The 23,652-nt window shown below is 68.3% G+C and carries 23 protein-coding genes; 18 read left to right on the top strand and 5 right to left on the bottom strand.

Features of this window, described 5'->3' with window-relative positions; genetic code table 11:
* Window positions 1–47 precede the first annotated feature (47 nt).
* From RM531_RS12275 to RM531_RS12285, 3 genes are all read right to left on the bottom strand, one after another.
* Window positions 48–2,111, bottom strand: a complete 2,064-nt coding sequence (locus RM531_RS12275) for a M3 family metallopeptidase (protein ID WP_311659624.1) — start codon at window positions 2,109–2,111, stop codon at window positions 48–50.
* 92 nt (window positions 2,112–2,203) lie between these two features.
* Window positions 2,204–3,106 (bottom strand): GIDE domain-containing protein, encoded by a 903-nt coding sequence (locus RM531_RS12280; RefSeq protein ID WP_311659625.1) that lies wholly within the window; start codon window positions 3,104–3,106, stop codon window positions 2,204–2,206.
* A 1-nt stretch (window position 3,107) separates the two neighbouring features.
* Window positions 3,108–3,686, bottom strand: coding sequence for a LemA family protein (locus RM531_RS12285; RefSeq protein ID WP_311659626.1), 579 nt, complete (start codon window positions 3,684–3,686; stop codon window positions 3,108–3,110).
* An 82-nt stretch (window positions 3,687–3,768) separates the two neighbouring features.
* Here RM531_RS12285 and gorA point away from each other — a divergent pair, with 82 nt between their 5' ends.
* From gorA to recG, 12 genes are all read left to right on the top strand, one after another.
* On the top strand, window positions 3,769–5,109 hold the full coding sequence (gene gorA / locus RM531_RS12290; protein ID WP_311659628.1) for a glutathione-disulfide reductase: 1,341 nt from the start codon (window positions 3,769–3,771) through the stop codon (window positions 5,107–5,109).
* A gap of 283 nt (window positions 5,110–5,392) precedes the next feature.
* Complete coding sequence (locus RM531_RS12295; RefSeq protein ID WP_311659630.1) at window positions 5,393–6,292, top strand: alpha/beta hydrolase; 900 nt, start codon at window positions 5,393–5,395, stop codon at window positions 6,290–6,292.
* Window positions 6,293–6,353: 61 nt separating this feature from the next.
* Window positions 6,354–6,740, top strand: a complete 387-nt coding sequence (locus RM531_RS12300) for a PA2779 family protein (protein ID WP_311659632.1) — start codon at window positions 6,354–6,356, stop codon at window positions 6,738–6,740.
* Between the two features lie 23 nt (window positions 6,741–6,763).
* Window positions 6,764–7,732 carry a PA2778 family cysteine peptidase gene (locus RM531_RS12305; RefSeq protein WP_311659633.1) on the top strand — a complete coding sequence of 323 codons (969 nt, stop codon included), beginning with the start codon at window positions 6,764–6,766 and terminating at the stop codon, window positions 7,730–7,732.
* A 92-nt stretch (window positions 7,733–7,824) separates the two neighbouring features.
* On the top strand, window positions 7,825–8,580 hold the full coding sequence (gpmA, locus tag RM531_RS12310; RefSeq protein WP_311659634.1) for a 2,3-diphosphoglycerate-dependent phosphoglycerate mutase: 756 nt from the start codon (window positions 7,825–7,827) through the stop codon (window positions 8,578–8,580).
* A 25-nt stretch (window positions 8,581–8,605) separates the two neighbouring features.
* Window positions 8,606–9,481, top strand: coding sequence for a YicC/YloC family endoribonuclease (locus RM531_RS12315; protein WP_311659635.1), 876 nt, complete (start codon window positions 8,606–8,608; stop codon window positions 9,479–9,481).
* On the top strand, window positions 9,482–10,090 hold the full coding sequence (gene gmk / locus RM531_RS12320; RefSeq protein WP_311659636.1) for a guanylate kinase: 609 nt from the start codon (window positions 9,482–9,484) through the stop codon (window positions 10,088–10,090).
* A gap of 34 nt (window positions 10,091–10,124) precedes the next feature.
* Window positions 10,125–10,451 carry a DNA-directed RNA polymerase subunit omega gene (gene rpoZ / locus RM531_RS16095; protein WP_349255442.1) on the top strand — a complete coding sequence of 109 codons (327 nt, stop codon included), beginning with the start codon at window positions 10,125–10,127 and terminating at the stop codon, window positions 10,449–10,451.
* 161 nt (window positions 10,452–10,612) lie between these two features.
* Entirely contained in the window at window positions 10,613–12,784 is a 2,172-nt protein-coding gene (locus tag RM531_RS12330; protein ID WP_349255443.1) for a RelA/SpoT family protein, read from the top strand.
* A 32-nt stretch (window positions 12,785–12,816) separates the two neighbouring features.
* On the top strand, window positions 12,817–13,719 hold the full coding sequence (locus RM531_RS12335) for a M28 family peptidase (RefSeq protein WP_432280513.1): 903 nt from the start codon (window positions 12,817–12,819) through the stop codon (window positions 13,717–13,719).
* Window positions 13,716–14,102, top strand: a complete 387-nt coding sequence (locus RM531_RS12340) for a Rid family detoxifying hydrolase (RefSeq protein ID WP_311659639.1) — start codon at window positions 13,716–13,718, stop codon at window positions 14,100–14,102. The genes RM531_RS12335 and RM531_RS12340 overlap by 4 nt, the downstream gene beginning before the upstream one ends.
* A 1-nt stretch (window position 14,103) precedes the next feature.
* Complete coding sequence (gene recG, locus RM531_RS12345) at window positions 14,104–16,179, top strand: ATP-dependent DNA helicase RecG (RefSeq protein ID WP_311659640.1); 2,076 nt, start codon at window positions 14,104–14,106, stop codon at window positions 16,177–16,179.
* A gap of 7 nt (window positions 16,180–16,186) precedes the next feature.
* Here recG and corA read toward each other — a convergent pair whose 3' ends face one another.
* Complete coding sequence (gene corA / locus RM531_RS12350) at window positions 16,187–17,263, bottom strand: magnesium/cobalt transporter CorA (protein ID WP_311659642.1); 1,077 nt, start codon at window positions 17,261–17,263, stop codon at window positions 16,187–16,189.
* A gap of 60 nt (window positions 17,264–17,323) precedes the next feature.
* Entirely contained in the window at window positions 17,324–18,043 is a 720-nt protein-coding gene (locus RM531_RS12355; protein WP_311659643.1) for a ComF family protein, read from the bottom strand.
* 75 nt (window positions 18,044–18,118) lie between these two features.
* Between RM531_RS12355 and bioB the strand changes: the two genes are divergently transcribed.
* The 6 genes from bioB to coxB all read left to right on the top strand — a co-directional run bounded on the left by bioB (window position 18,119) and on the right by coxB (window position 23,646).
* Window positions 18,119–19,159: a biotin synthase BioB gene (gene bioB / locus RM531_RS12360; RefSeq protein WP_311659644.1), complete on the top strand. Its 1,041-nt coding sequence runs from the start codon at window positions 18,119–18,121 to the stop codon at window positions 19,157–19,159.
* Complete coding sequence (gene bioF, locus RM531_RS12365) at window positions 19,156–20,406, top strand: 8-amino-7-oxononanoate synthase (protein ID WP_311659645.1); 1,251 nt, start codon at window positions 19,156–19,158, stop codon at window positions 20,404–20,406. Before bioB ends, bioF begins: the two co-directional genes overlap by 4 nt.
* Complete coding sequence (locus RM531_RS12370) at window positions 20,403–21,161, top strand: alpha/beta fold hydrolase (protein ID WP_311659646.1); 759 nt, start codon at window positions 20,403–20,405, stop codon at window positions 21,159–21,161. The genes bioF and RM531_RS12370 overlap by 4 nt, the downstream gene beginning before the upstream one ends.
* A complete protein-coding gene (bioD, locus tag RM531_RS12375; RefSeq protein ID WP_311659648.1) occupies window positions 21,158–21,829 on the top strand; it encodes a dethiobiotin synthase in 672 nt (223 codons plus the stop codon). The genes RM531_RS12370 and bioD overlap by 4 nt, the downstream gene beginning before the upstream one ends.
* 115 nt (window positions 21,830–21,944) lie before the next feature.
* Window positions 21,945–22,427, top strand: coding sequence for a DUF2244 domain-containing protein (locus RM531_RS12380; protein ID WP_311659649.1), 483 nt, complete (start codon window positions 21,945–21,947; stop codon window positions 22,425–22,427).
* Between the two features lies 1 nt (window position 22,428).
* Complete coding sequence (coxB, locus tag RM531_RS12385) at window positions 22,429–23,646, top strand: cytochrome c oxidase subunit II (RefSeq protein ID WP_311659651.1); 1,218 nt, start codon at window positions 22,429–22,431, stop codon at window positions 23,644–23,646.
* Window positions 23,647–23,652: the final 6 nt, after the last annotated feature.

The raw sequence follows: 23,652 nt of genomic DNA on the forward strand, positions 1-23,652 counted from the left end.
TGAGCGGCCTCTTTCACCCCCTCTCCCCGGGGAGAGGGGAACGCTGATCAAGCCGCATCCTCGACCAGCCCGTTCTGCCGCAACAGCGGCTCGATGGCCGGTTCGCGGCCGCGGAAGGCCTTGAAGCTGTCCAGCGCCGGGCGGCTGCCGCCGCGTTCGAGAATCTCGGTGAGAAAGCGCCGCCCGGTGTCGCGGTCGAACAGGTCGGTTTCCTCGAAGGCGGCGAAGGCGTCCGCGGACAGGACCTCGGCCCACTTGTAGCTGTAGTAGCCAGCGGCATAACCGCCCGCGAAGATGTGCCCGAAGCCGTGGGCAAAGCGGTTGAACGCCGGCGGCTGCAGCACACAGACCTCGCGACGGACCGCGTCCAGCGTGCCCTGCACGTCGATGCCGTGTGCCGGGTCGATGTCGCGATGCAGGCGCAGGTCGAACAGCGAGAACTCCACCTGGCGCAGCATCATCCAGCCGGCCAGGAAATGCCGTGACGCCTGCATGCGCTGGAACAGCTCGTCCGGCAGGGGCTTGCCGGTATCGGCGTGGCGGGCGAACAGGTCGAGCGCCTCGCGCTCCCAGCACCAGTTCTCCATGAACTGGCTGGGCAGTTCCACCGCGTCCCATTCCACGCCGTTGATCCCGGAGATCTCGGCGTAGTCGATGCGCGTGAGCAGATGATGCAGGCCGTGGCCGAACTCGTGGAACAGCGTGAGCACCTCGTCGTGGGTCAGCCGGGCATCGGCCCCGTCCACCGGCGGGGTGAAGTTGCAGGTCAGGAAGGCCACCGGCAGTTGCACCGTGTCCGCTACCCGTCGTCGAACCCGGCACTCGTCCATCCAGGCGCCGCCGCGCTTGCCTTCTCGGGCATAGGGGTCGAGATAGAAATAGCCGCGATCGTTGCCGTCGGGATCGCGAATGGCGTAGGCGGTGACGTCCGCATGCCACGTATCGACACCGAGCTCGGCCTGGATGCGCACGCCGTAGAGCCGTTCGACCACGCCGAACAGGCCGTCGATAACGCGGCTGGCCGGGAAATAGGGCCGCAGATCCTCGGCCGATAGCTGGTAGCGGGCCTGGCGCAGCTGGTCCATGTAGTAGCCCACGTCCCAGGCTTCGAGCTTGTCGAGGCCGTTCCGCTCGTGGGCGAATTCGGTGAGTTCCGCCAGCTCGCGCTCGGCCAGCGGGCGGGTGCGACGGGCCATGTCCTGCAGGAAGGATTCCACCTCGTCGGCATCGCGCGCCATCTTGGTGGCCAGCGAGTAGGCGGCGTAGTTGTCGTAGCCGAGCAGCTGCGCCTGTTCGTGGCGCAGGGCGAGAATCTCCTCCATCAGGGCGGAGTTGTCGAACTCGCCCGCCTGGGGCCCCTGGTCCGAGGCTCGGGTGGAAAAGGCGGTGTAGATCTCGCGCCGCAGCTCACGATTTTCCGCGTAGGTGTTCACCGCCATGAAGCTGGGGGCATCCAGCGTCAGCAGCCAGCCGTCGAGTTCTTTGTTGGCGGCGTTCTGGGCCAGCAGGTCGAGGGCCGACTGCGGCAGGCCGGCGAGTTCGCCGGCTTTGGTGACCTGCCGGCTCCAGGCCTGGGTGGCGTCCAGCAGGTTCTGCTGGAATCGGTTGGACAGGCTCGACAGGCGCTGGGCAATCTCGGCGAAGCGCTCGCGGTCGGCGCCCTCCAGCGCCACGCCGGACAGCCGGAAGTTGCGCCGGGCGTCATCCACCACCTTGCGCTGGGCGTCGTTCAGTCGTGCGTATTCGTCGCCTTCGGCAATCGCGTTGACCGCCTCGAACAGCCCGCGATGCTGGCCCAGTTCGGTGTGGAAGGCGGTCAGCTTGGGCAGGCAGGCGTCGAAGGCGGCGCGCCAGTCGGGCGAATCCATCACCGAATGCAGGTGACGCACCGGCGCGAACGCCCGGCTGAGCCGGTCCTCGGCGGCCTCCAGCGGGGCCACGACGTGATCCCAGTCGGCGTGCCCGGCGGCCGCCGCGCTCTGCTCGACGGCGATACGCGCTTCGGCTGTCAACTGGTCGATGGCGGGCTCGGCATGTTCGGGGCGGATGTCGGCGAACGGCGGCAGGCCGGTGCCGTCGAGCATGTTCAGTAGCGGGTTGGTATCGGTCATGGGTGTGAGAATCCAGTCGCAGAAGGGCAAGTCGTCTGTCGGGATGCCAAGGCTAAACAGTTGCACCCCGGTGGGCCAGTGTGGGTCGGACCTCAGATGATCCCCCGGGTTTCCAGCAGCCAGGCAAATACCCCCACCGCAACCAGAAAACCCGCCGCGTAGCCCATGGCCTGCCACTGGTAACGGCGAACCAGTCCCGCCTGCTCGACGCCCGCCAGCAGGAACGGCTGCCCATCATCTGGCCGGGCCATCACGTTGAGGCCGGGTTCGGCGGCCCGGTCCCGGCGCTGGCGGTCGGCCTGCATGGCCGCCACACGGCGGGCAGCCTGCCACTCGCGTTCGTCGATGTGGCCGTCGTTGTTCACGTCGAAGCGCGCCAACAGCTGCGCCTGGTCCTGTTTCCAGTCGGTGATGATGGCGCGGATGTCGTCATCACGTTCACTGCCTGCGTGCCGCTGGGTGCGGAAGGCCCCGATCACGTAACAGGGCGAATCCACCTCGATCAGCCGCTCCTCGTACTTGTAGCGGCCGCCGGTCAGCATCCCCAGCCAGCCGCCGGCCCCGGCGTTGGGCCCGCGGGCGGGACGCGGTGTGCTGCCGTACCAGGTGTAACGACGTCCCGGCGTGACCTTGGCGCCCACCGGATCGATCACGCAGCGGCCGGTGGTGTCGTCCAGGGCGAACAGATCATCGCTGGTGCCGGAATCGATTGTGCGCCAGCGGGTGTTGCGGCCGCTTTTCACCTTCTTCTGGATGCGGTAATGCCACCACACGCAGCGGTGGGCGGTCAGCGGGCAGATGATGGCGGGGCCGTCCAGCAGCGCGGCGCGACCCTCCAGCTCGACGTAACCCTGGGCCGCCGAGCGGATGCGGGACGTGGGCGTGCCGGTCATTGCCTGGGCCCGCCGCCAGTGGCGGACGGCGGTCACGAACAGGCCGATACCGACCGCGCCGCAGCCGGCCAGGACCAGCCAGAACTCACCGTCCGGGCTCACGTCAGCCGAACAGCTGGCCCATATCGGGGTCGGTGAGCTGGGCGGCGTCGAACTCCAGCAGCGTGCCGGCACCGAAGCCCAGCATCCGCGCCACCAGTACGTCCGGGAACTGCTCGATGCGCACGTTGTTGAGGTTCACGCTTTCGTTATAGAACTCGCGGCGGTCGGCAATCGTTTCCTCGAGCCCGGTAATGCGCGCCTGCAGCTGGGCGAAGGTCTCGTTGGCCTTGAGTTCGGGATAGGCCTCGGCCACCGCGAACAGGTTGCCCAGCCCCAGCCGCATCTGGTTTTCCGCCTTGCCCACGCCCTGCACGTCGCCGTCGCTGCGGGCGCGCTCGGCGTCGGCGCGCGCCTGCATCACGCGTTCCAGCGTTTCCTGCTCATAGCCCATGTACTGCTTGCAGGTTTCCACCAGCTTGGGCAGTTCGTCGTGGCGCTGCTTGAGCACCACGTCGATGTTGCTCCAGGCCTTGGCCATGGCGTGCTTGAGCCGCACCAGGTTATTGTAGATGCCAACGGCGTAGACGGCCAGCACGATCAGCGCGCCCGCCACCACTGCCCAGATCACCGTATCGGTCATGCGCCGGTCCCCTTGCGGTTGCTTCCCCGGAGTGTAGCGCGCTGTGGTTACAATGCGATCCGATTCGCGACCCGGAGTAGATGTGACCCAGCACTTCGACCTCGCCGTGCTTGGCGGCGGCAGCGGCGGCATCGCCACGGCCCGACGGGCCGCCCAGCATGGCGCGCGCGTCGCCCTGATCGAGGCCGGCGAACTGGGCGGCACCTGCGTCAACGTGGGCTGCGTGCCCAAGAAGGTGATGTGGCACGCCGCGGACATGGCCCACGCCTTCGAGGACGCGGCCGGCTACGGTTTCGACCTGACCCCGCCGACCCTGGACTGGGGCCGGCTGGTGGAGCGGCGCGAGGCCTACATCCGCCGGCTCAACGGTATCTATGCCAGCAACCTCGACAAGGATGGCGTGACGGTATTCGCGGCGCGCGGCGAACTGCTGGCCCCGGGCCGCCTGCGGGCCGGGGACGACGAGATCACCGCCGACCACGTGGTGATCGCCACCGGCGGTCTGCCGCGCTGGCCCCAGTTGCCGGGCTGTGCGCTGGGTACGGATTCGGACGGCTTTTTCGCACTGACCGACCGTCCCGACCGGGTGGCGGTGGTCGGGGCCGGCTATATCGCGGTGGAGCTGGCCGGCATGCTGGCGGCGCTGGGCAGCCGGGTATCGCTGCTAATCCGCCGTGAAAGCGTGCTGCGCGGCTTCGAGCCGATGCTGGGCGAAACCCTGCTTGAGCGCATGCAGGCCGACGGCGTCGAGGTGGTTACCAATACCGACGTGGAATCCCTGGAAGAGGACGGCGACGCCGTGCGTGCGTGCTTCAAGCAGGGCGGGCAGGGGACCTACGACACCCTGATCTGGGCTATCGGCCGGGTGCCCAACACCCACGGTATCGGGCTCGACCGGGTGGGCATCGAGTCGCACAGCGACGGCACCGTGCCCGTCGATGCGTATCAGAACACCCGGGTGGACGGCATTTACGCGCTGGGCGATGTCACCGGGCAGGCCGAATTGACCCCGGTAGCCATTGCCGCCGGCCGCCGGCTGTCGGACCGGCTGTTCGGCGGCCAGCCGGACCGGCATCTGGATTACGACAACATCCCCACCGTCACTTTCTCGCATCCGCCCATCGGTACCGTGGGGCTGACCGAGGCCCAGGCCCGGGAACACTTCGACACCGTGCGGGCCTACGACAGCCAGTTCGTGAACCTCTGCTACGGCGTGGTGGACCGTAAACCGGTCACCCGCATGCGGCTGGTCTGCGCCGGCACCGAGGAGCAGGTAGTCGGTGTGCACGTGATCGGCGAGGGCGCCGACGAGATGCTGCAGGGGTTCGCGGTGGCGGTCCGGATGGGTGCGACCAAGGCGGATTTCGACAACACCGTGGCGATTCACCCCACCGCCGCGGAAGAAATGGTCACGATGACCTAGGGCCTGTTAACACTACCGCCGATCGCCGCGTTGCTGTCCCAAAATGCGGCGAGGCAAGGCGCGAGGAGAGAAGTTTGGTGGTGACCAAATGAACGACGAGCAACGCCGCATCGGCGCATTTTGGGCGCAACCCGAAGGGACGCGGGCCATTTTTCCGCAATCCGGCGTTGCCGCTCGCTTATGTAGCAGGGCTACACCGCGCTCGCGCCGCCTTGTCTTGCGAAAAAATGGCCTGCGTCGCGGCGATCTCGGTAGCGTTAACAGGCCCTAACCGGACAATGTCATGCCTTTATTTCGAGCCGGGCTTGTTGCCCGCGTGCTCGCGGTGAGCCTGCTCACCGCCCTGACCGCCGCCTGCAGCGGCCAGCAACTGGTCAACACCCTGGCATCCACGGGCGGTTACGAGCTCCATGCCGGGCAGACCTACGGCGACCTGCCGCGCCAGCAGCTCGATGTGTACGAGCCGGAGAACGACGCGCCCGACCGGCCCGTGGTGGTGTTCTTCTACGGCGGGCGCTGGAGCAGCGGCGAGCGGGCCGGGTTCAGGTTCGTGGCTCAGGCGCTGACCTCGCGCGGCTACGTTGCCGTGGTGCCGGACTATCGCCTGTATCCCGAAGTGCGCTTTCCCGACTTCGTCGAGGATGGCGCCCGGGCCACCGCCTGGGCCCGCGAACACGCGGCCGACTACGGCGGCGATCCGGGCCGGCTGTTCCTGATGGGGCACTCGGCCGGCGCCCATATCGCCGCGATGCTGGCCACCGACGAACGCTACCTGCAAGTCGTGGGCGGCTCGCCGGACTGGCTGGCCGGCATGATCGGGCTGGCCGGCCCCTACGAGTTCCTGCCGATTACCGCGGAGGATCTGAAGGAAACCTTCGGCCCGGAAGACGCCTGGCCGGCATCCCAGCCGGTGAACTTCGTCGACGGCAATGAGCCGCCGATGCTGCTCATGCACGGGGCGGACGATGTCACCGTCCATGCCGAGGACAGCGAGATTCTCGCGGAAAAGGTCCATGCGGCGGGCGGACAGGTCGCGCTGGAACTGTATCCCGGCATCGGCCATATCCGCCTGATCGGCAACCTGGCGCTGCCGCTGCGCTGGTTCGCGCCGCAGCTCGACCGAATCGCGGCCTTCGTGGACGAAACCGTGGCCACGGTCGGCCCATCGCCGGAAACGCGCTAGAATGCGGCAGGGGACTGCGGACACTACCATCACGCTAACTGACGCAAATGGAGATCGCATCATGACCAAATCGGGACGCAAGCCGTTCTTTGCCTGGCTGGCCGTGTTCGCCCACCTGGTATCGCTGGCCTTCGTGCCCGTGGCCCAGGCGGACATGATCGGCACCGGCACCATGCTGGATGAAGCCGATCGCGCCGAGCGCGTGGCCGAAGTCCGCGACCTGCTGGGACAGGAGCGCGTTGCGGAGCAGATGGTCGAGCTGGGTGTTGATCCCGCCGCCGCTCAGGCCCGCGTGGCCAGCCTGACCGACGCTGAACTGGCCCAGATGCAGGGCAACTTGGAATCCCTGCCGGCCGGGGGCAGTGCCCTGGCGGTGCTGGGTGTGGTGTTCCTGGTGCTGCTGGTGCTTGAACTGGTGGGCGTGACCAACATCTTCAGCCGTATCTGACCGCGTTGCCTGACGCATTGTCCGTGGCCCGGTCGGGCCGCGGGCGGTTTATTCTTCTGCTGGCCGTGCTCGGCCTGATTGGCTGCGCCGCGCGCGGCCCGGTGCTGGTCGACCGGGTGGGGGCGGATGCCGCACCGGTCCTGCTGTCCGACACCCCCTTCTTTGCCCAGGAACGCTACCAGTGCGGCCCGGCCGCGCTGGCGATGATGCTGCAGACCAGCGGCGTCGAAAGCACGCCGGCCGAGCTGGTCGACGAGGTCTGGATACCGGAACTCGAAGGCAGCCTGCAGGCGGAGATGGCCGCCACCGCCAGACGCCAGGGCCGCATGCCCCACATCACCCCGCCGGACCTGGATAGCCTGCTGGCCGAACTCCGCGATGGCCGCCCGGTGCTGGTGCTGGAAAATCTCGGCTGGAATATCTATCCGATCTGGCATTACGCCGTGGTGATCGGCTTCGACCCGGCGGACGACGTGATGGTGCTGCATACCGGCACCGACCGGGCGAAACGCGTGGCGACCGCCGATTTCCTGGATGACTGGGGCAAGGCCGAGCGTTGGGCGATGGTGCTGCTCGAGCCCGGCAAGCTGCCCGCCGGCGACGATCCGGCCCGTTTCCTGCGGTCGGCGGTAGCACTGGAGCAATCCGATCACGGCGACATGGCCCGTCGCGCCTATGAAGCCGCCACCCGACGCTGGCCCGATCAGCCCGCGGCCTGGCTGGGGCTGGGCAATGCGTCCTATCAGCTGGGGGATCTGTCCGGCGCGGCACAGGCTTATCGCATGATGCTCAAGCGCTTCCCCGACGCCGCGCCCGCCCACAACAACCTGGCGGAAGTGCTGGCGGCGAGCGGCTGTCGTGAACAGGCGCTTGTGCACGCCGAACAGGCAGTGCAAGCCAGCGATGGCAACATGCAGAAGGTTGCACGAAAGACCCGAGCAGCAATCCGTGACATGACCATTGACCGCAACGGCACCTGTCCCGCGCCCTGATACGGGAGAAAGAGGTTCGCCAGGCTCGGGAGCAGGCCCCATGCTAGAATCCGCGCCCGTTTCGCTGTCGTGATCACGGGGTTTGCCCTCCTATGTCGAGCACACTCGTCCTGTTGCGCCACGGCCAGAGCCAGTGGAATCTCGAAAATCGCTTCACCGGCTGGGTGGATGTGCCGCTGACAGAGCAGGGCGAGGCGGAGGCCCGCGAGGCCGGCCGGCTGCTGGCGGCCGAGGGTCTGCGATTCGACGAGGCGCACACCTCGATGCTCAGCCGCGCCATCCGCACGCTCTGGCTGGCGCTGGGCGACATGGATCAGCCCTGGGTGCCGGTGACCCGCCACTGGCGCCTGAACGAGCGGCACTACGGGGCGCTGACCGGGCTCGACAAGGCCGAGACGGCGGCAAGGCACGGCGAGGACCAGGTCCACGTCTGGCGGCGCAGCTATGACATCCCGCCGCCGCCGATCGAGCCGGACCGCGATGACGATCCCTGCCGCGATCCGCGTTACGACTTCCTCGACGATCGGGTGCTGCCGGCCACCGAATCCCTGAAGCTCACGCTCAAACGCGTGCTGCCCTACTGGCACGACGCCCTGGCGCCGGCCCTCAAGCAGGGTCGCACGTTGCTGGTGGCGGCCCACGGCAACAGTCTGCGGGCGCTGGTGAAGTACCTCGATGATGTGCCCGACGACGAGATCACTCAACTGAACATTCCCACCGGCGTACCGCTGCGCTACCGCCTGGACGACCGCCTGCGGGTGATCGAGTCGGGTTATCTCGGCGATGCCGACAAGGCGGCCGCGGCCGCCGCGGCGGTGGCCAATCAGGCCGGCGGGGGCAAGGGATGATCCACCCGCACCGCATGCCTTGCCAGTGGGTCGCGTCGTGATCCGCAGCATGACCGGCTTCGCCCGGGTCGAGCGGTCTGGCGACTGGGGTCAGTTGGCCTGGGAACTGCGGTCGGTTAATCACCGTTATCTGGACGTCACGCTGCGTTTGCCCGAGGAGGTTCGCGCGCTGGAATCGGCGTTCCGGCAGAAGGTCAGCGATCGCCTGGGCCGCGGCAAGGTGGAATGTCAGCTGCGCCTGCGCCTGGAAACCGCCAGCGGCGGTCTGGAGATCGACGCCGAGCGGCTGGCGGCGCTGGCGGATGGCGCCCGGCAGGCGGCGTCGGCGCTCGACAATGCCGGGCCGGTCGACCCGTTGCGGGCCCTGGCCTGGCCGGGCGTGCTGCGGGAGATGGCGCCGGATACCGACACGCTGCAGGCCGCGGCCGGTGAGGCGCTGGACGCCGCGGTGGCGGCCCTGCAGGAAAGCCGTGCCGACGAGGGTGCGCGGCTGGATGCCATGCTGCGCGAGCGCGCCGCCGGGGTCAGTGATCTGGTGGCCACCGTGCGGCAACGATTGCCGGAAGTCCGCGATGCCTGGCTGGGTCGGCTGCGGGCGCGCCTGGATGAACTGGCCGACGAAGCCGACCCCGGCCGCATGGAGCAGGAGCTGGCGATCGTGGCCCAGCGGATGGACGTGGACGAGGAAATGTCGCGTCTGCTCAGTCACGTCGAGGCCTTTGAGGAGGCCCTGGCGCGTGACGAACCGGTCGGTCGGCGGCTGGATTTCCTGATGCAGGAGTTCAATCGCGAGGCCAATACGCTGTCATCGAAGTCGCAGGACGCGGAAATCACCCGCTGTGCGGTGGAAATGAAGGTGCTCATCGAACAGATGCGCGAACAGGTCCAGAACATCGAATAAATGACCGATTCCGCCGACACATCCCGGGGCCGGCTGTTCGTCATCTCGGCCCCCTCCGGCGCGGGCAAGACCAGCCTGACCCATGCCGTGATCGAGCGCCTGGCCGGGCATGGCCGCGAGGTCTGTTTTTCCGTGTCCTACACCACCCGGGCCCCGCGGGCCGGGGAAACGGATGGGGTTGATTACCATTTCGTGGACGAAGCCCGCTTCGTCGCCATGATCGAGTCCGGCGCGTTCCTCGAACATGCCCGGGTGTTCGACCGGCGCTACGGCACCGGCCGGGCCGAAACCGAGCGTCGTCTGGATGCGGGCCTTGACGTGGTGCTGGATATCGACTGGCAGGGCGCGCGGCAGGTGCGGGCAGCCAGCCCGGATGTCACCACCATCTTCATCAAGCCGCCGTCGCGTGACGAGCTGGAACGGCGGCTGCGCAACCGGGCGCTGGACGACGAAGCCACGATCGCCCGCCGCATGGCCGAGGCCGACGAGGAGCTGGCCCACGCTCATGAATACGATCACCACGTGACCAACGATGATTTCGCCGCCGCGGTGGAGGAACTCACCGGCGTTTTCCTTTCGGTGCTGGCATCACGCGGCGGTATTGCTTAAACTGGCGGGCTAATCAAACGAGTATCGAATATCCATGGCGCGAGTCACTGTAGAAGATTGCATGGCCCGGCTGGGCAACCAGTTCGACCTGACGCTGGTGGCCTCCAAGCGCGCGCGACAGCTGGCGCGCGGGGCGAACGCCCAGGTCGGCTGGGAAGACGACAAGAGCACCGTCGTGGCGCTGCGTGAAATCGCCGAGGGTCTGGTCGACCGGAGCATTCTGGAAGAGGCTGACCTGCCGCCGGTGCCCACCAGCCAGGACGGTCCGCCGGCCCCGCCCGCCGAAGAACTGGCGGAAGAGGACGAGGATCTCAAACCCGCCGCCAAGGTCAAGCCGGCCGAGGACGACGGCGAGGTCTGAAGCTCGGCGGCGTCTGCCGCACATGCAGGAATAATCAACGCCGTGCTCATGCACGGCGTTTTCGTTTTCGCGCCCCGCCCGGCCGGCTGCTGACACGTCGGGCGGTTTGGCAGTAGTCTGGTGGCTTCGGGCAGGGACAGCCCCGGCGGGCCAATCGGACCATGGTGATATCGACCGGCATTCATCGCATCAGCACGGCGCTGCACACGTCGCGTGTGTCGCGTGAATACGGCATTGATACGCTGATCGAGCTGCTGCGCACCTACATGACGCCGGAACAGATCGGCATGGTGCGCCGGGCTCATGCCTACGGCGAACAGCAGCACCGGGGCCAGTTCCGCAAGTCCGGCGAGCCCTACATCTATCACCCGCTGGCGGTCGCGCGAATCCTGGCCGAGATGCGCATGGACGCGACCACGCTGTCCGCGGCGCTGCTGCACGACGTGATCGAGGACACCGATACCGCCCGCGAGCAGATCGCCCGCTCGTTCGGCGAGGAAGTGGCGCTGCTGGTGGACGGCGTGAGCAAGCTGGACAAGGCTCAGTTCCGTTCCCGCGCCGAGGCCCAGGCGGAAAACTTCCGCAAACTGATTCTGGCGATGACCCGCGACCTGCGGGTAATCCTGGTCAAGCTGGCCGACCGGCTCCACAACATGCGCACGCTAGGCTCGATGACGCCGGTGCAGCGTCGGCGCGTGGCGCGCGAGACGCTGGATATCTACGCCCCCATCGCCCGCCGGCTGGGCATCAATTCGCTGCGCCAGGAACTCGAGGAGCTGGGGTTCGAAGCCCTGCACCCGAAACGCTACGAAGTGCTCAAACGGGCCTCGGCGTCGATCGTGGGCGATCGCAAGAGCCTGGTGCGGGAAATCGAGGAAACCCTGGCCAGCGCGCTGGCCCGCGAGGGCATCGAGGCCAACGTCATCGGGCGGCGCAAGAACCTGTACAGCATCTACCGAAAGATGCGCGAAAAGCACCGGCGCTTTCTCGATGTGGTCGATCTCTACGGGTTTCGCGTGATTGTCGACGAGGTCGACGCCTGCTACCGCTCGCTGGGCATCGTGCATCACTGCTACCGGCCGATCACCGAGCAGTTCAACGACTTCATCGCCAATCCCAAGGTCAACGGCTATCAGTCGCTGCACACCACGCTCATGGCCCGCGGCGGGGTCAAGTTCGAGGTGCAGATTCGCACCCGCGAGATGCACCACATCGCGGAAAGCGGTATCGCTGCGCACTGGCAGTACAAGCTGGGCAAGGACGGCCCGGCCCGCATGACCGCCATGGATGCCGAGGCCAGCGAATGGCTGGGTACGCTGCTGGAATATCACGCCGGTGATCCGGATTCCTCGCTGTTTCTGGACAATCTGCGGGTCGACCTGGTCCCGGACGAGGTCTATGTCTTTACCCCCAAGGGCGAGATTATCCGGCTGCCCAAGGGCGGCACCTGCGTGGATTTCGCCTACGCCGTGCACACGGAGCTGGGCGACCATTGCGTGGCGGCGCGGGTGGACGGTCAACTGGCGCCGCTCAACAGTCAGCTGGAATCCGGGCAGGTGGTGCACGTGATCACCGCCAAGCACGCGCGGCCCAACGCCGCGTGGCTGCACTTCCTGCGGACCGCCAAGGCCCGCAGCGGGGTGCGTAACCACCTCAAGAACCAGCGCGAGGACAAGGCCGCGCGGCTGGGCCAGCGGTTGCTGGACAAGGCGCTGCGAGAACTGGGCCTGTCGCTGCGCCGTCTCGGTCGGGAGGACCGCGAGCACGGTCTGGCCGAGATGGAGGAACCTGACATGGAGTCGCTGTACGCCAGCATCGGGCTGGGCGAACGGCTGGCGCCGCTGGTGGCGCGCCATTTCCTGCCGCCCAGCGCGGCCCAGCGCGAGCGCCGCCGCAGCGAGCCGCTGGCAGTGGAGGGCACGGAAGGACTGGTGGTGGAGTTCGGCAAGTGCTGCCACCCGGTGCCCGGGGACGCGATCCACGGGCTGGTCAGCGTCGGCCGCGGTCTGGTGGTCCACCGCTTCGGCTGCAAGTTCAGCGCCAAGAAGGTCCGCCCGTCCGACCGGGTGGAACTCACCTGGTCGGGGTCGGTGACCGGCGAGTACCCGGTGGAACTGCGCATCCAGGCGCGCAATGAACGGGGCGTTCTGGCCAAGCTGACGTCCAAGCTGGCGGACGCCGGCTGCAACATCGAAAGCGTGCAGTCGCCGGAGCGCAGCGGTTCGATTTCGAGCATCCGTTTCCTGGTCGCCGTGACCGACCGCGGCCAGCTGGCCCGCCTGATCCGCCGGCTGCGCCGCCTGTCGGTGGTCGAGCGCGTCGCCCGCGCGTGAGGGCGTGGGCGACGGCCGCCGCGCTGGTGGCGATGATTCCCGTGACCGATGCCGCAGCCGCCGAGCCGGCCACCCTGGCCGGGCACGTGGAGTTCCTGGCGTCGCTGGATCCGCCGCGCAGTTTCGACCATCCGGACAGTCTGGACCGCGCGGCCGCCTACATCGCCGAGGAACTCGCGCAGGCCGGCTGGACCACGCGGGAACAGCCGTTCGAGGTGCGCGGCAACACCTATCGCAATATCGTCGCGCGGCGCGGACCGGCCGACGCACCCCGGGTTGTCGTGGGGGCGCATTACGACGTGCACGGTGATCTGCCCGGTGCCGACGACAACGCCAGCGGCGTGGCGATCCTGATCGAACTGGCCCGGGCGCTGCGCGGTTACGAGCCGGCGGTGGGGCTGGAGCTGGTGGCCTACACCCTGGAGGAGCAGCCCGCCTTTTCGCTGGACGCGATGGGCAGCGGCCACCATGCCGACGAATTGTCCGCCGCCGGCGTTGAGGTACGCGCCATGCTGGCGCTGGAAATGCTCGGCTATTTCCGGGATCTGCCCGGCACACAGCGTTTTCCGGTGCCGGGGCTGGGTTGGTGGTATCCCACCACCGGCAATTTCGTGGGCCTGATCGGACGCTGGCAGGACCGGCCGCTGATGCAGCAGGTTCAGGCCGCGATGCGCACGGGCGGCGAAGTGCCGGTGCATTATCTGGCCAGCCCGCTGGATTTCCCGGGGCTGGACAACTCCGATCACCGAAACTACTGGCCGCACGGCTGGCCGGCGGCGATGGTCACCGACACCGCCTATTATCGGAATCCCAACTATCACACCCGCTTCGACATTCCGGGCACGCTCAACTACCAGCGCATGGCCGCGCTGGTGCCGGCCCTGGCCGCGGCGGTACGTTCACTCACCCAGATAGAGGAATCATCGTCACCATGACCCGCCACGTTATCCAGACCGACCGCGCGCCCCAGGCCATCGGCGCCTACTCCCAGGGCGTGCGCGCCGGCAACACGTTGTACGTGTCCGGCCAGATTCCGCTCGACCCCGATACCCAGGCGCTGGTCGAGGAGGACATGCCCGGGCAGATCCGCCGGGTGTTCGCCAACATCGCCGCGGTGGCCGAGGCCGGCGGGGCTACCCTGGCGGACGTGATCAAGCTCCATATCTATCTGGTGGATATGGGCGACTTCGGCGCCGTCAACGAGGTGATGGCGGAAACCTTCGCCGAGCCTTTCCCGGCGCGGGCCGCAGTCGGGGTGGCGTCGCTGCCCAAGGGGGCCCGGGTGGAGGCCGACGCCATCCTGGTGGTGGCCGACTGACGTGCCGGCCGCCGCCAGCGATCCGGTCACCGCGCTGCCCGGCGTCGGTTCCGGACTGGCGGCGAAGCTGTCGCAGCTCGGCGTCGAGCGGGTGGTGGACCTGCTGCTCCACGCCCCGCTGCGCTACGAGGACCGCACGCGGGTGGTGGCGCTGGCGGCGCTGCGGCCCGGCGGTTCCTCGCTGGTGGTGGGTTGTGTGGAGCATGCGGAAATCCGCCACGGGCGCCGCCGCAGTCTCAATGTGGTGCTGGCCGACGGGGCGCATCGGGTGCGCCTGCGTTTCTTTCATTTCGGGGCCGGCCAGACCAACCGCCTGGTGCCCGGCGTGTGGCTGCAGGCGTTCGGGGAGGTCCGGGCGGCGCCGGGCGGCCTGGAAATGGTGCATCCGGAAACCCGGGTACTGTCGGGCCCGGCTGACGGGCAGGCCCCGACCGATCGCCTGACGCCGGTGTATCCCACCACCGCGGGGTTGACCCAGGCCCGCCTGCGGGGGCTGATCGAACCGCTGCTGGCGCGGCTGGACGAATCGGGTTTTCTGCCCGAGTCGCTGCCGGATGAAATTCGCGCGGATCAGCAGTTGCCACCCCTGGCCGAGGCGCTGCGGGTTCTGCACCGCCCGCCGGCGGATGCCGACCTCCCCGCGTTGCTGGAAGGCAGGCACCCGGCGGTGCGACGGCTGGCGTTCGAGGAAATGGTGGCGCACCAGGCCGGCCTGCGGGAACGGCGGCGCCGCATTCGCCAGCGCAAGGCGCCGCGGCTGGTGCCCTCGGGCGGGCTGCTGCGGCAGTTCCTGCAGCAACTGGGCTTCGAGCCCACCGCGGCCCAGCGGCGGGTGCTGGACGACGTGCTGACCGATATCGCCGGCGGCGAGCCCATGCTGCGGCTGGTGCAGGGCGATGTGGGCTCGGGCAAGACCCTGATCGCCGCCGCTGCCGCCGTGGCGGCCGCCGAGGCCGGCTGGCAGACCGCGTTCATGGCCCCGACCGAACTGCTGGCCGAGCAGCATGCCGCCACCCTTGCCGGGTGGCTGGACCCCCTCGGCCTGCCGGTGCGGTCGGTGATCGGCGGCCGCACCGAGGACGCGACCCGGGCCGCGCTGGCCGGGTCGGAACCGCTGGTGGCCGTGGGCACGCATGCCCTGTTCCAGTCCGGCCTGGGATTCGGCCGCCTGGGGCTGACCGTGGTGGATGAGCAGCACCGCTTCGGCGTGCACCAGCGGCTGGCCCTGCGCGATCAGGGCGAGGCCGGTTCGCTCACCCCGCATCAACTGATCATGACCGCCACGCCGATTCCCCGCACCCTGGCCATGAGTGCCTATGCCGACCTGGATACCTCGATCATCGACGAACTGCCGCCCGGCCGCACCCCGGTGACCACGGCCGCGGTGCCCGCCACCCGGCGCGACGCCGTCGTGGATCGCATCGCCGCCGCCTGCGCGGGCGGGCGCCAGGCCTACTGGGTGTGCACGCTGATCGAGGAAACCGAGCAGGTGCAGGCCCGCGCCGCCGAGGCCACCGCCGAGGAACTCACCCAGGCGCTGCCCGACTGTCGCGTGGGGCTGGCCCACGGCCGGATGAAATCCGCCGACAAGGAAACCGTGATGCGGGCATTCTCGGCCGGCGAGATCGATCTGCTGGTGGCCACCACGGTGATCGAGGTGGGTGTGGATGTACCCAATGCCTCGCTGATGGTGATCGAGAACGCCGAGCGGCTGGGCCTGGCCCAGCTGCACCAGTTGCGCGGGCGGGTCGGCCGCGGACGTACGGAAAGCCACTGCGTGCTGCTGTACCAGCCGCCGCTGGGCGAGCTGGCCCGGCGGCGGCTGTCGGCCCTGCGGGCCACTACCGACGGCTTCGTCATCGCCCGCGAGGATCTCGAACTGCGCGGCCCCGGCGAGGTGCTGGGCACGCGTCAGACCGGCGCCGTGAATTTCCGCATGGCCGATGTCATGCGCGATGCCGATCTGGCGCCCGCCGCCCAGGCGGCGGCCGACCGGCTGCTGACGGCGCATCCGCGGTCGGTGGCGTTGCTCGCCGAGCGCTGGCTCGACGGCGGCAGCGACTACGCGTCGGTGTAGGCGGGTCTCACAACCAGCCGCGTCGCCGGAACAGGATCAGCATGCCCACCGCCAGCGTGAGCATGCCGCCCAGCAATACGGGATAGGCATAGGGCAGGGACAGCTCCGGCATGTTGCCCGGCAGATCGGTGTCGAAGTTCATCCCGTAGAGGCCGGCCACGAACGACAGCGGGATGAAGATGGTGGAGATCACCGTGAGCACCTTCATGGTGTCGTTGAGCCGGGCCGACGACAGCGACAGATGCGTGTCCAGCAGGCTGCCGCAGGCATCCCGGTAGCCGTCCAGCAGGTCGTTGACACGGCGCGCGTGGTCTTCGGCGTCGCGGTAGTAGGGCAGGTTGTCCGCCGCCAGCAGCGGGTGTTCGGCGCGCACGATATCCGCGAGCATCACCGACTGGTGCCAGAGCACCTTGCGCAGGCCGATCAGATCGCTCTTGATGCGATGAATGCTGCTGACCGGATTCTGTCGCGGCCGGTTGAAGATGTCCTCCTCCAGCGCATCGAGTTCGTCGGCATAGGTTTCCAGCAGCGGGAAGTCGAAATCCACGACCAGGTCGATCAGGGCATACATCAGGTAGTCGGCACCGGCGTGACGGATGCGACCCTTGCCGGCCTGAATGCGTTGACGGATGGGCGCGGTGAGATCCTCGCCGCCGGCGTGAAAACTCAGCACCAGTTGCGGTGAAGCAAACACGCTGATCTGCTCGAAGTGCAGCCCGTTGTCGTCCCGGCGCGGCAGGGCCATGGTGACGAACAGGCAGTCGTCGAATATCTCCAGCTTGGGCCGCTGGCCGACGTTCTGCACGTCCTCGACCGCCAGCGGATGCAGGCCGAAGGAATCCCGCAGGCGGGCCAGCACCGAGGGCGGGACGTCGCCCTGGAAATGCAGCCAGTCCAGCCGCGTCGAGGTGGTGATGTCCGGACACTGGTCGAAGTTCTGGTAGTCCGCCTCGGTCGCGCCCGCCGGATCGTACGACAAATGCCGGATCACCAACGGATGCTGGCGAATGACCTCGGTGTCGCGGGCCAGGGCCCCGGGGCGGGAACCGGGGAGCAGATTCTCGGGCAGCAGATAGCGCAGCATGGCGACTCCGGCGAAGGTCCTGAAAACAGCCGCCAGCCTAGCGCCGTGCGGGGCGGTCGGCTACTGCCGGCCCCGTGGTGCCGGTGCCCGGGCCGGCGCCCAGACTTCCACCCGTTCGGCACCAGCCGCGACCAGGGTACCGGCCAGCTCGGCCACGGTATGACCGGTGGTGATGACATCATCGATGATCGCCACACGGCAGCCGGCTGCCGCGGCCGGGACCCGGAATGCCCCGCGCATGTTGGCGGCCCGCTCGCGGGCGGGCAGGTCGGCCTGGTGGCCGGTATCCCGGCGGCGCATGGCCAGATCGGGCCGCACCGGTAACCGGAGACGACGCCGCAGGCCGGCGGCGATTTCGGCCGCCTGATTGAAGCCGCGCTCGCGCCGTCGCCGCGGATGCAGCGGCACCGGCACCAGCATGTCCACCCCAGTGCCCGTTGCTGCGAGGCGTTCGGCGAGCAGGGCCGCCAGCAGCTGTCCGTGGCTGAGCTGCCGGTTGAACTTGAGCCGCGTCACCAACCAGTCAACCGGCGCGATATAGTCCAGCGCCGCCACCGCGGCGGCCTGGGGCGGCGGCGCCTGCAGGCATCGGGCGCAGCGGGTGGCGGTAGCTCCGGGCAACGGTAGGGCGCAGGTGGTGCACAGGTCGCCGAGACGGGGCAGATCGCGGTCGCAGCCCGGGCAGAGATCGCGCGCCGGCTGGCCCGGTGCGCCACACAACAGGCAGTGGGTCGGATAGGCCAGGGACTGTGCGCATTGTAACCAGCTGTTTACCCACATGGGCGCCCCAGGTTGACAGTTATCCGGCGATCGGCAATCGTCGCGTCGTTATCACGCCAACCCGCGATTGCCCGCATGACCGATTCGATTACCCACACGCCGCGTCACGACTGGACGTCGGCGGAAATCGCCGCCTTGTTCGAGCTGCCGTTCAGCGAGTTGCTGCATCGCGCTCAGAGTGTGCACCGCACCCAGTTCGATGCCAATGCCGTGCAGCTGTCCACGCTGCTGTCGGTGAAGACCGGCGCCTGTCCGGAGGACTGCGCCTACTGTCCGCAGAGCATCCGCTACCAGACCGGCCTCGAGCGCGAGGAACTGATGCCGCTGGAACAGGTGGTGGACGCCGCCCGGCGCGCGAAGGCCGCCGGCGCCACGCGCTTCTGCATGGGCGCGGCCTGGCGCCGGCCCAAGGACAAGGACCTGGACCGGGTGATCGAGATGGTGCAGGCGGTCAAGGCCGAAGGTATGGAAACCTGCGTCACCGCTGGCATGCTCAAGGCGCAGCAGGCCGAGCGGCTGGCCGATGCCGGGCTGGACTACTACAACCACAACATCGATTCCTCCAAACGCTATTACGAGGAAGTGATCACCACGCGCAGCTACGAGACCCGCTTCGAAACGCTCGAAGCCGTGCGTGACGCCGGAGTAAAGGTCTGCTGCGGCGGCATCGTGGGCATGGGCGAGGAACCCGAGGACCGGGTGGAGTTCCTGAAGACACTGGCCAATCTGCCGGAACACCCGCAGAGCGTACCCATCAACAATCTGGTGCAGGTGCCCGGTACACCGCTGTACGGCGTGGAGCCGATCGACGAACTGGATTTCGTGCGCACCATTGCGGTGGCGCGCATCCTGATGCCGGCCTCCTATGTGCGCCTGTCCGCCGGGCGCGAGGCCATGAGCGAATCCACCCAGGCGCTGTGTTTCCTGGCTGGCGCCAATTCCATCTTCTATGGCGATCAGCTGCTGACCACCGCCAATCCGCAGCACCGCAAGGACCTGGCGCTGCTGGACAAGCTCGGCATGTATCCGGAGCCGCAGCCGCGTTACACGGAATTGCCGGAGGACGCCGCCAGGCCCTGCGCCGACGCCGCCCCGCAGGCCGCCGCCGGGCAGTGACCCCCTCGCTGGGCGCGCATCTGGCGCGTGAGCTGGCGGCGCTGGAAGACCGCCAGCGTTATCGCCATCGGCGCGTGGTGGCGGGTTCCCATGGCGTGCGCATCGAAGTCGACGGCCGCCGTTGCCTAAATTTCTGCAGCAATGACTATCTGGGTCTGGCCGCCGATCCCGGCGTGGCTGAGGCGATGGCCGCTGCTGCCCGGCAGACCGGCAGCGGCAGCGGGGCGTCGCAGCTGATCAGCGGCCACAACCGGGCCCACGCCGAACTGGAGGAACAGCTGGCCGATTACCTGGGCCGGCCCCGCGCGCTGCTGTTCGCCACCGGGTTTGCGGCCAATGTCGGCATTATCGACGCGCTGGTGGGGCGGGGCGACACCATTGTGGCGGATGCACTCAACCATGCTTCGCTGATCGACGGGGCCCGCCTGTCCGGCGCCACCAAGCGAGTTTATGCCCACGCCGACCCCGGGGCCGCCGATGAGCAGCTAGGTGCAGCCGGGTCCGGCCACCGGCTGCTGGTCACCGATAGTGTCTTCTCCATGGACGGCGACCTGGCGCCGCTGCCGGCGTTGATGACCGCCGCCGCCCGGCATGACGCCTGGACCATGGTGGACGACGCCCACGGCTTCGGCGTGCTCGGCGGCGGGCGCGGGGCCTGCGCGCCGCCGTACCCGGTTCCCGAGTCCCGAGTCCCGAGTCCCGACGTATACGTCGCCACACTCGGCAAGTCAGTGGGCGCGGCCGGGGCGTTCGTGGCCGGCGACGAGGCGCTGATCGAGTACCTGATCCAGCGGGCGCGCACGCTGGTCTTTTCCACCGCGCCGCCGCCGGCGGTGGCGGCGGCCGCTTCTGCGGGTCTGCGGCGCCTGCGCGAGGATGACTGGCGCCGCGCGCACCTGTTCGAACTGATCGCCCGTTTCCGCCGTGGCTGCGAGCAGCTCGGCATCGTGGTCGACGGTGGCATCCGTGACGCTGCCGGTGCCTCGCCCGCAACTCGAAACTCGCCACTCGAAACCCCGCTTACACCCATTCAGCCGCTGGTGCTGGGCAGCGATGCCGATGCCCTGGCGGCCAGCCGTGCGTTGCTGGAACGGGGGTATCTGGTGTCGGCGATTCGCCCGCCCACGGTCCCGGAAGGCACCGCGCGGCTGCGTGTGACGCTCACTGCGGCCCACGACGCTCAACAGGTGGACGGCCTGCTGGCGGCCCTGGCGGATTGTGTGCGCCCGCCGGAACCGGTGGCGTGACGCCCGGGTTGACCTGCCTGCCGGGCTGGGGTGTGTCCGCCCGCGTCTGGGACCCGCTGCAGTCCCGTCTGGCCGGGCGCCTGGACGTGCAGGCGCTGGATCTGCCAGGTCACGGCGGCCGCGAAGCGCGGGTGGTGGGGCTGAACAACTGGACCGATGATCTGGTCGAGCGGATGACCGGGCCCGGGGTCCTGCTGGGCTGGTCGCTGGGCGGTCTGGTCTGTCTGAACGCGGCGCGCCGTCATCCCGATCGGGTACGAGGCCTGATCCTGGTCGGTTGTCTGCCGCGGTTCGTGCGTGGTGGCGACTGGTCCTGGGGCATGAAGCCGTCGGCGCTGGCCGAGACGCGGCGCGGCCTGGCCGCGGACTTCGCGAGTACGCTGCAGGAATTCCTGATGCTGCAGGTGCTGGCCGAGCCCGGCGCCCGCCACCTGGTGCGACAGTTGCGCAACGAATTGCTGGCGCGTCCGCCGGGCCTGCCGGGACTGGAGGCGGGCCTGGATCTGCTGCACGAGGCGGATCTGCGGCCGGCGCTGGCCGGTCTGGACTTGCCGGTGCTGGCAGTGGCCGGCGAACGCGATCGCATGGCGCATCCCGATGCCATGGCCTGGATGGTCGACCAGCTGCCGCGGGCCCAGCTCTGGCGGGTCGCCCGGGCCGCCCATGCGCCGTTCCTGTCGCACGAGCGGGAGTTCGCCGACCGCGTGGCGTCGTTCGTGGCGGATCTGGCACCGGCGACCGAGGGCGCTACATGACGCCGAGCCTGTTCGTGACCGGCACCGATACAGAGATCGGCAAGACCTACGTGGCTGCCGCGCTGATCCGGGCGCTACGGGCCGCCGGCCTGCGGGTGGCGCCGTTCAAGCCGGTATCGGCAGGCTGCGAGCGCACCGCCGAGGGTCTGCGAAACGAGGATGCCCTGGCGCTGATGGAAGCGGCGGGCGGCGGCTTCGAGTATGACGACGTCAATCCGGTGGCCCTGGCCGAGCCGGTAGCGCCGCATCTGGCGGCGGCGGATAGCGGGCTGATGATTGATCCAGCGGTGCTGGACGCTGCTCATGCCCGCCTGGCCGCCAGCGCGGATCTGGTGGTGGTCGAGGGGGCCGGCGGCTGGCGGGTGCCGCTGACCCCCGCGCTGGATACCGCGGACTGGGTGGCCGGTCACGGCTGGCCGGTGCTGCTGGTGGTGGGGATGCGGCTGGGCTGCCTGAATCATGCGCTGCTGTCGGCCGAGGCCATCGCGCGACGCACCCAACTGGTCGGCTGGGTGGCCAACGTCCTGCCGCCGGCACAGCCACGCTGGCAGGACAATGTGGCCAGTCTGTGCGCGCGAATGCCCGAAAGCGCGGTCCATGCGTTGATTCGGCCCGGCGCCGATCCGGACGCCGCCGTGCAACCGCTGACCATGATCTGGCGTAGCTGACAGTAACCGAAACGAACCCGTAGTGAGTCCCGGGTTTGCCAGTCCCCGGCGGGCTGGCTAGAATCCGGTTGGTTCCACTATCGGGGCAGCCTGCTCGCCATAAGCAATCATCGCCATGTCGCGCCTGGTCATCCGTCCCAATGCCTCGCTTAGCGTCGAGCACGCGTACGTGTTCTTCGCAGGGATGTGCATGGTGTCGTTCGGCATCGCCGGCATTCTGGCGTGGCAGGGCTTCTGGATGGTGCTGCCGTTCGCCGGCCTGGAAATGGCGGCGCTGGCGGCAGGGCTCTGGTGGGGTATGCGGGACAATGCATACCGGGAAGTGATTTCAGTGGCAGATGACGTGATCCGGGTGGAAGCCGGCCGTCATCAGCCGGAACGGCGTTGGGAGTTTCAGCGTGCCTGGGCACAGGTAAGACTGGAACCCGGACCGTATGTAACCAGCCCATCGCGACTATGGCTGGGCTCGCACGGACAGGGCTGCGTGTTGGGGCAGTGCCTGACCGACGAGGAGCGCGCCGCCGTCGCCGGCCGTTTGCGGCGCTGGCTGCGGGGGACGGCGATGGGTCGGCAAGTGACAATCGGAGAGGACGGTTGAAATGAAAGGACTTAGCTATCTCGCGGCCGCATTGTCGGCCGTGATCGCCGGGCCGGTGGCGGCCGAGTGGGGGCTGAACATGCCGAAGGGCGTGACGGCCATGACCCGCGAGATCTACGGCCTGCACATGCTCATCTTCTGGATCTGCGTGGCCATCGGTGTGGTGGTGTTCGGCGCCATGATCTATTCGCTGATCGCGCACCGGAAGTCGCGCGGCGTCGAGGCGGCGCAGTTCCACGAGTCCACCAGCGTCGAAATCGCCTGGACCATCGTCCCGTTCGTGATCCTCATCGGCATGGCGATTCCCGCCGCCGGCACGCTGATCCGCGTGGAGGACACCAGCAATTCCGATCTGACGGTGCGGGTGACCGGTTACCAGTGGATGTGGCAGTACGAATACGTCGACAGCGGCGTGAATATCTACAGCCGTCTGGCCCAGGACAGCAACGCCGCGCGTCAGCTCGATTCCGGTATCGATCCGAACACGGTCGAGAACTACCTGCTGGAAGTGGACAACCGCATGGTGGTGCCGGTGGACCAGAAGGTGCGCATCCTGCTGACCGCCGACGATGTCATTCACGCGTGGTGGGTGCCGGAACTCGGCGGCAAGAAGGACGCCATCCCCGGTTTCATCAACGAGATGTGGTTCAAGGCCGAGGAAACCGGCGTGTATCGCGGTCAGTGCTCGGAACTCTGCGGTCGCGGCCACGGCTTCATGCCGATCGTGGTCGAGGTCGTGAGTCAGGACGAATTCGACGCCTGGGTGGCGGAAAATGGCGGCGACGCGGCCGGCACCCAGACCGCCGATGCCGGCGATTCGGCATCCGCGCAGGAAACCGCGTCGGATGCGGGTGGCGAATCCGCCCAGGTCGCCCAGGCTGATACCGGCGGCAGTGATGCCGGCGGCGGCGACATCCCGATGGACACGCTGATGTCCGAGGGCGAGGAAATCTACAACAGTCAATGCGCGGCCTGTCATCAGGCCGACGGCTCGGGCATGCCGGCGGCGGGATTCCCGGCGATGAAAGGCAGCGAGATCGCGACCGGATCACTGGATGAGCACATCGACCGGGTGCTCAACGGCAAGGGCGCCATGCCCGCCTACAAGGACGGCATGTCCGACCGGAAGATCGCGGCGGTGATCACCTTCGAGCGCAACGCGTTCGGCAACGACACCGGGGATGCGATCCAGCCGTCCCAGATCAAGGCAAAGCGTTAAGATTTT

Origin of the sequence: Spectribacter acetivorans (assembly GCF_031846305.1) — a bacterium.
GTDB lineage: Bacteria > Pseudomonadota > Gammaproteobacteria > Nevskiales > Salinisphaeraceae > Spectribacter > Spectribacter acetivorans.

Bases quoted from the DNA above. Each gene is read 5' to 3' on its own strand.
- bioB (WP_311659644.1), top strand. From the start codon at position 18,119: ATGACCGATTCGATTACCCACACGCCGCGTCACGACTGGACGTCGGCG.
- RM531_RS12285 (WP_311659626.1), bottom strand. From the start codon at position 3,686: ATGACCGATACGGTGATCTGGGCAGTGGTGGCGGGCGCGCTGATCGTG.
- gmk (WP_311659636.1), top strand. From the start codon at position 9,482: ATGACCGATTCCGCCGACACATCCCGGGGCCGGCTGTTCGTCATCTCG.
- coxB (WP_311659651.1), top strand. From the start codon at position 22,429: ATGAAAGGACTTAGCTATCTCGCGGCCGCATTGTCGGCCGTGATCGCC.
- RM531_RS12275 (WP_311659624.1), bottom strand. From the start codon at position 2,111: ATGACCGATACCAACCCGCTACTGAACATGCTCGACGGCACCGGCCTG.
- corA (WP_311659642.1), bottom strand. From the start codon at position 17,263: ATGCTGCGCTATCTGCTGCCCGAGAATCTGCTCCCCGGTTCCCGCCCC.
- RM531_RS12295 (WP_311659630.1), top strand. From the start codon at position 5,393: ATGCCTTTATTTCGAGCCGGGCTTGTTGCCCGCGTGCTCGCGGTGAGC.
- gpmA (WP_311659634.1), top strand. From the start codon at position 7,825: ATGTCGAGCACACTCGTCCTGTTGCGCCACGGCCAGAGCCAGTGGAAT.
- RM531_RS12380 (WP_311659649.1), top strand. From the start codon at position 21,945: ATGTCGCGCCTGGTCATCCGTCCCAATGCCTCGCTTAGCGTCGAGCAC.
- RM531_RS12300 (WP_311659632.1), top strand. From the start codon at position 6,354: ATGACCAAATCGGGACGCAAGCCGTTCTTTGCCTGGCTGGCCGTGTTC.
- RM531_RS12335 (WP_432280513.1), top strand. From the start codon at position 12,817: ATGATTCCCGTGACCGATGCCGCAGCCGCCGAGCCGGCCACCCTGGCC.
- RM531_RS12355 (WP_311659643.1), bottom strand. From the start codon at position 18,043: ATGTGGGTAAACAGCTGGTTACAATGCGCACAGTCCCTGGCCTATCCG.
- RM531_RS12330 (WP_349255443.1), top strand. From the start codon at position 10,613: ATGGTGATATCGACCGGCATTCATCGCATCAGCACGGCGCTGCACACG.
- rpoZ (WP_349255442.1), top strand. From the start codon at position 10,125: ATGGCGCGAGTCACTGTAGAAGATTGCATGGCCCGGCTGGGCAACCAG.
- RM531_RS12340 (WP_311659639.1), top strand. From the start codon at position 13,716: ATGACCCGCCACGTTATCCAGACCGACCGCGCGCCCCAGGCCATCGGC.
- bioD (WP_311659648.1), top strand. From the start codon at position 21,158: ATGACGCCGAGCCTGTTCGTGACCGGCACCGATACAGAGATCGGCAAG.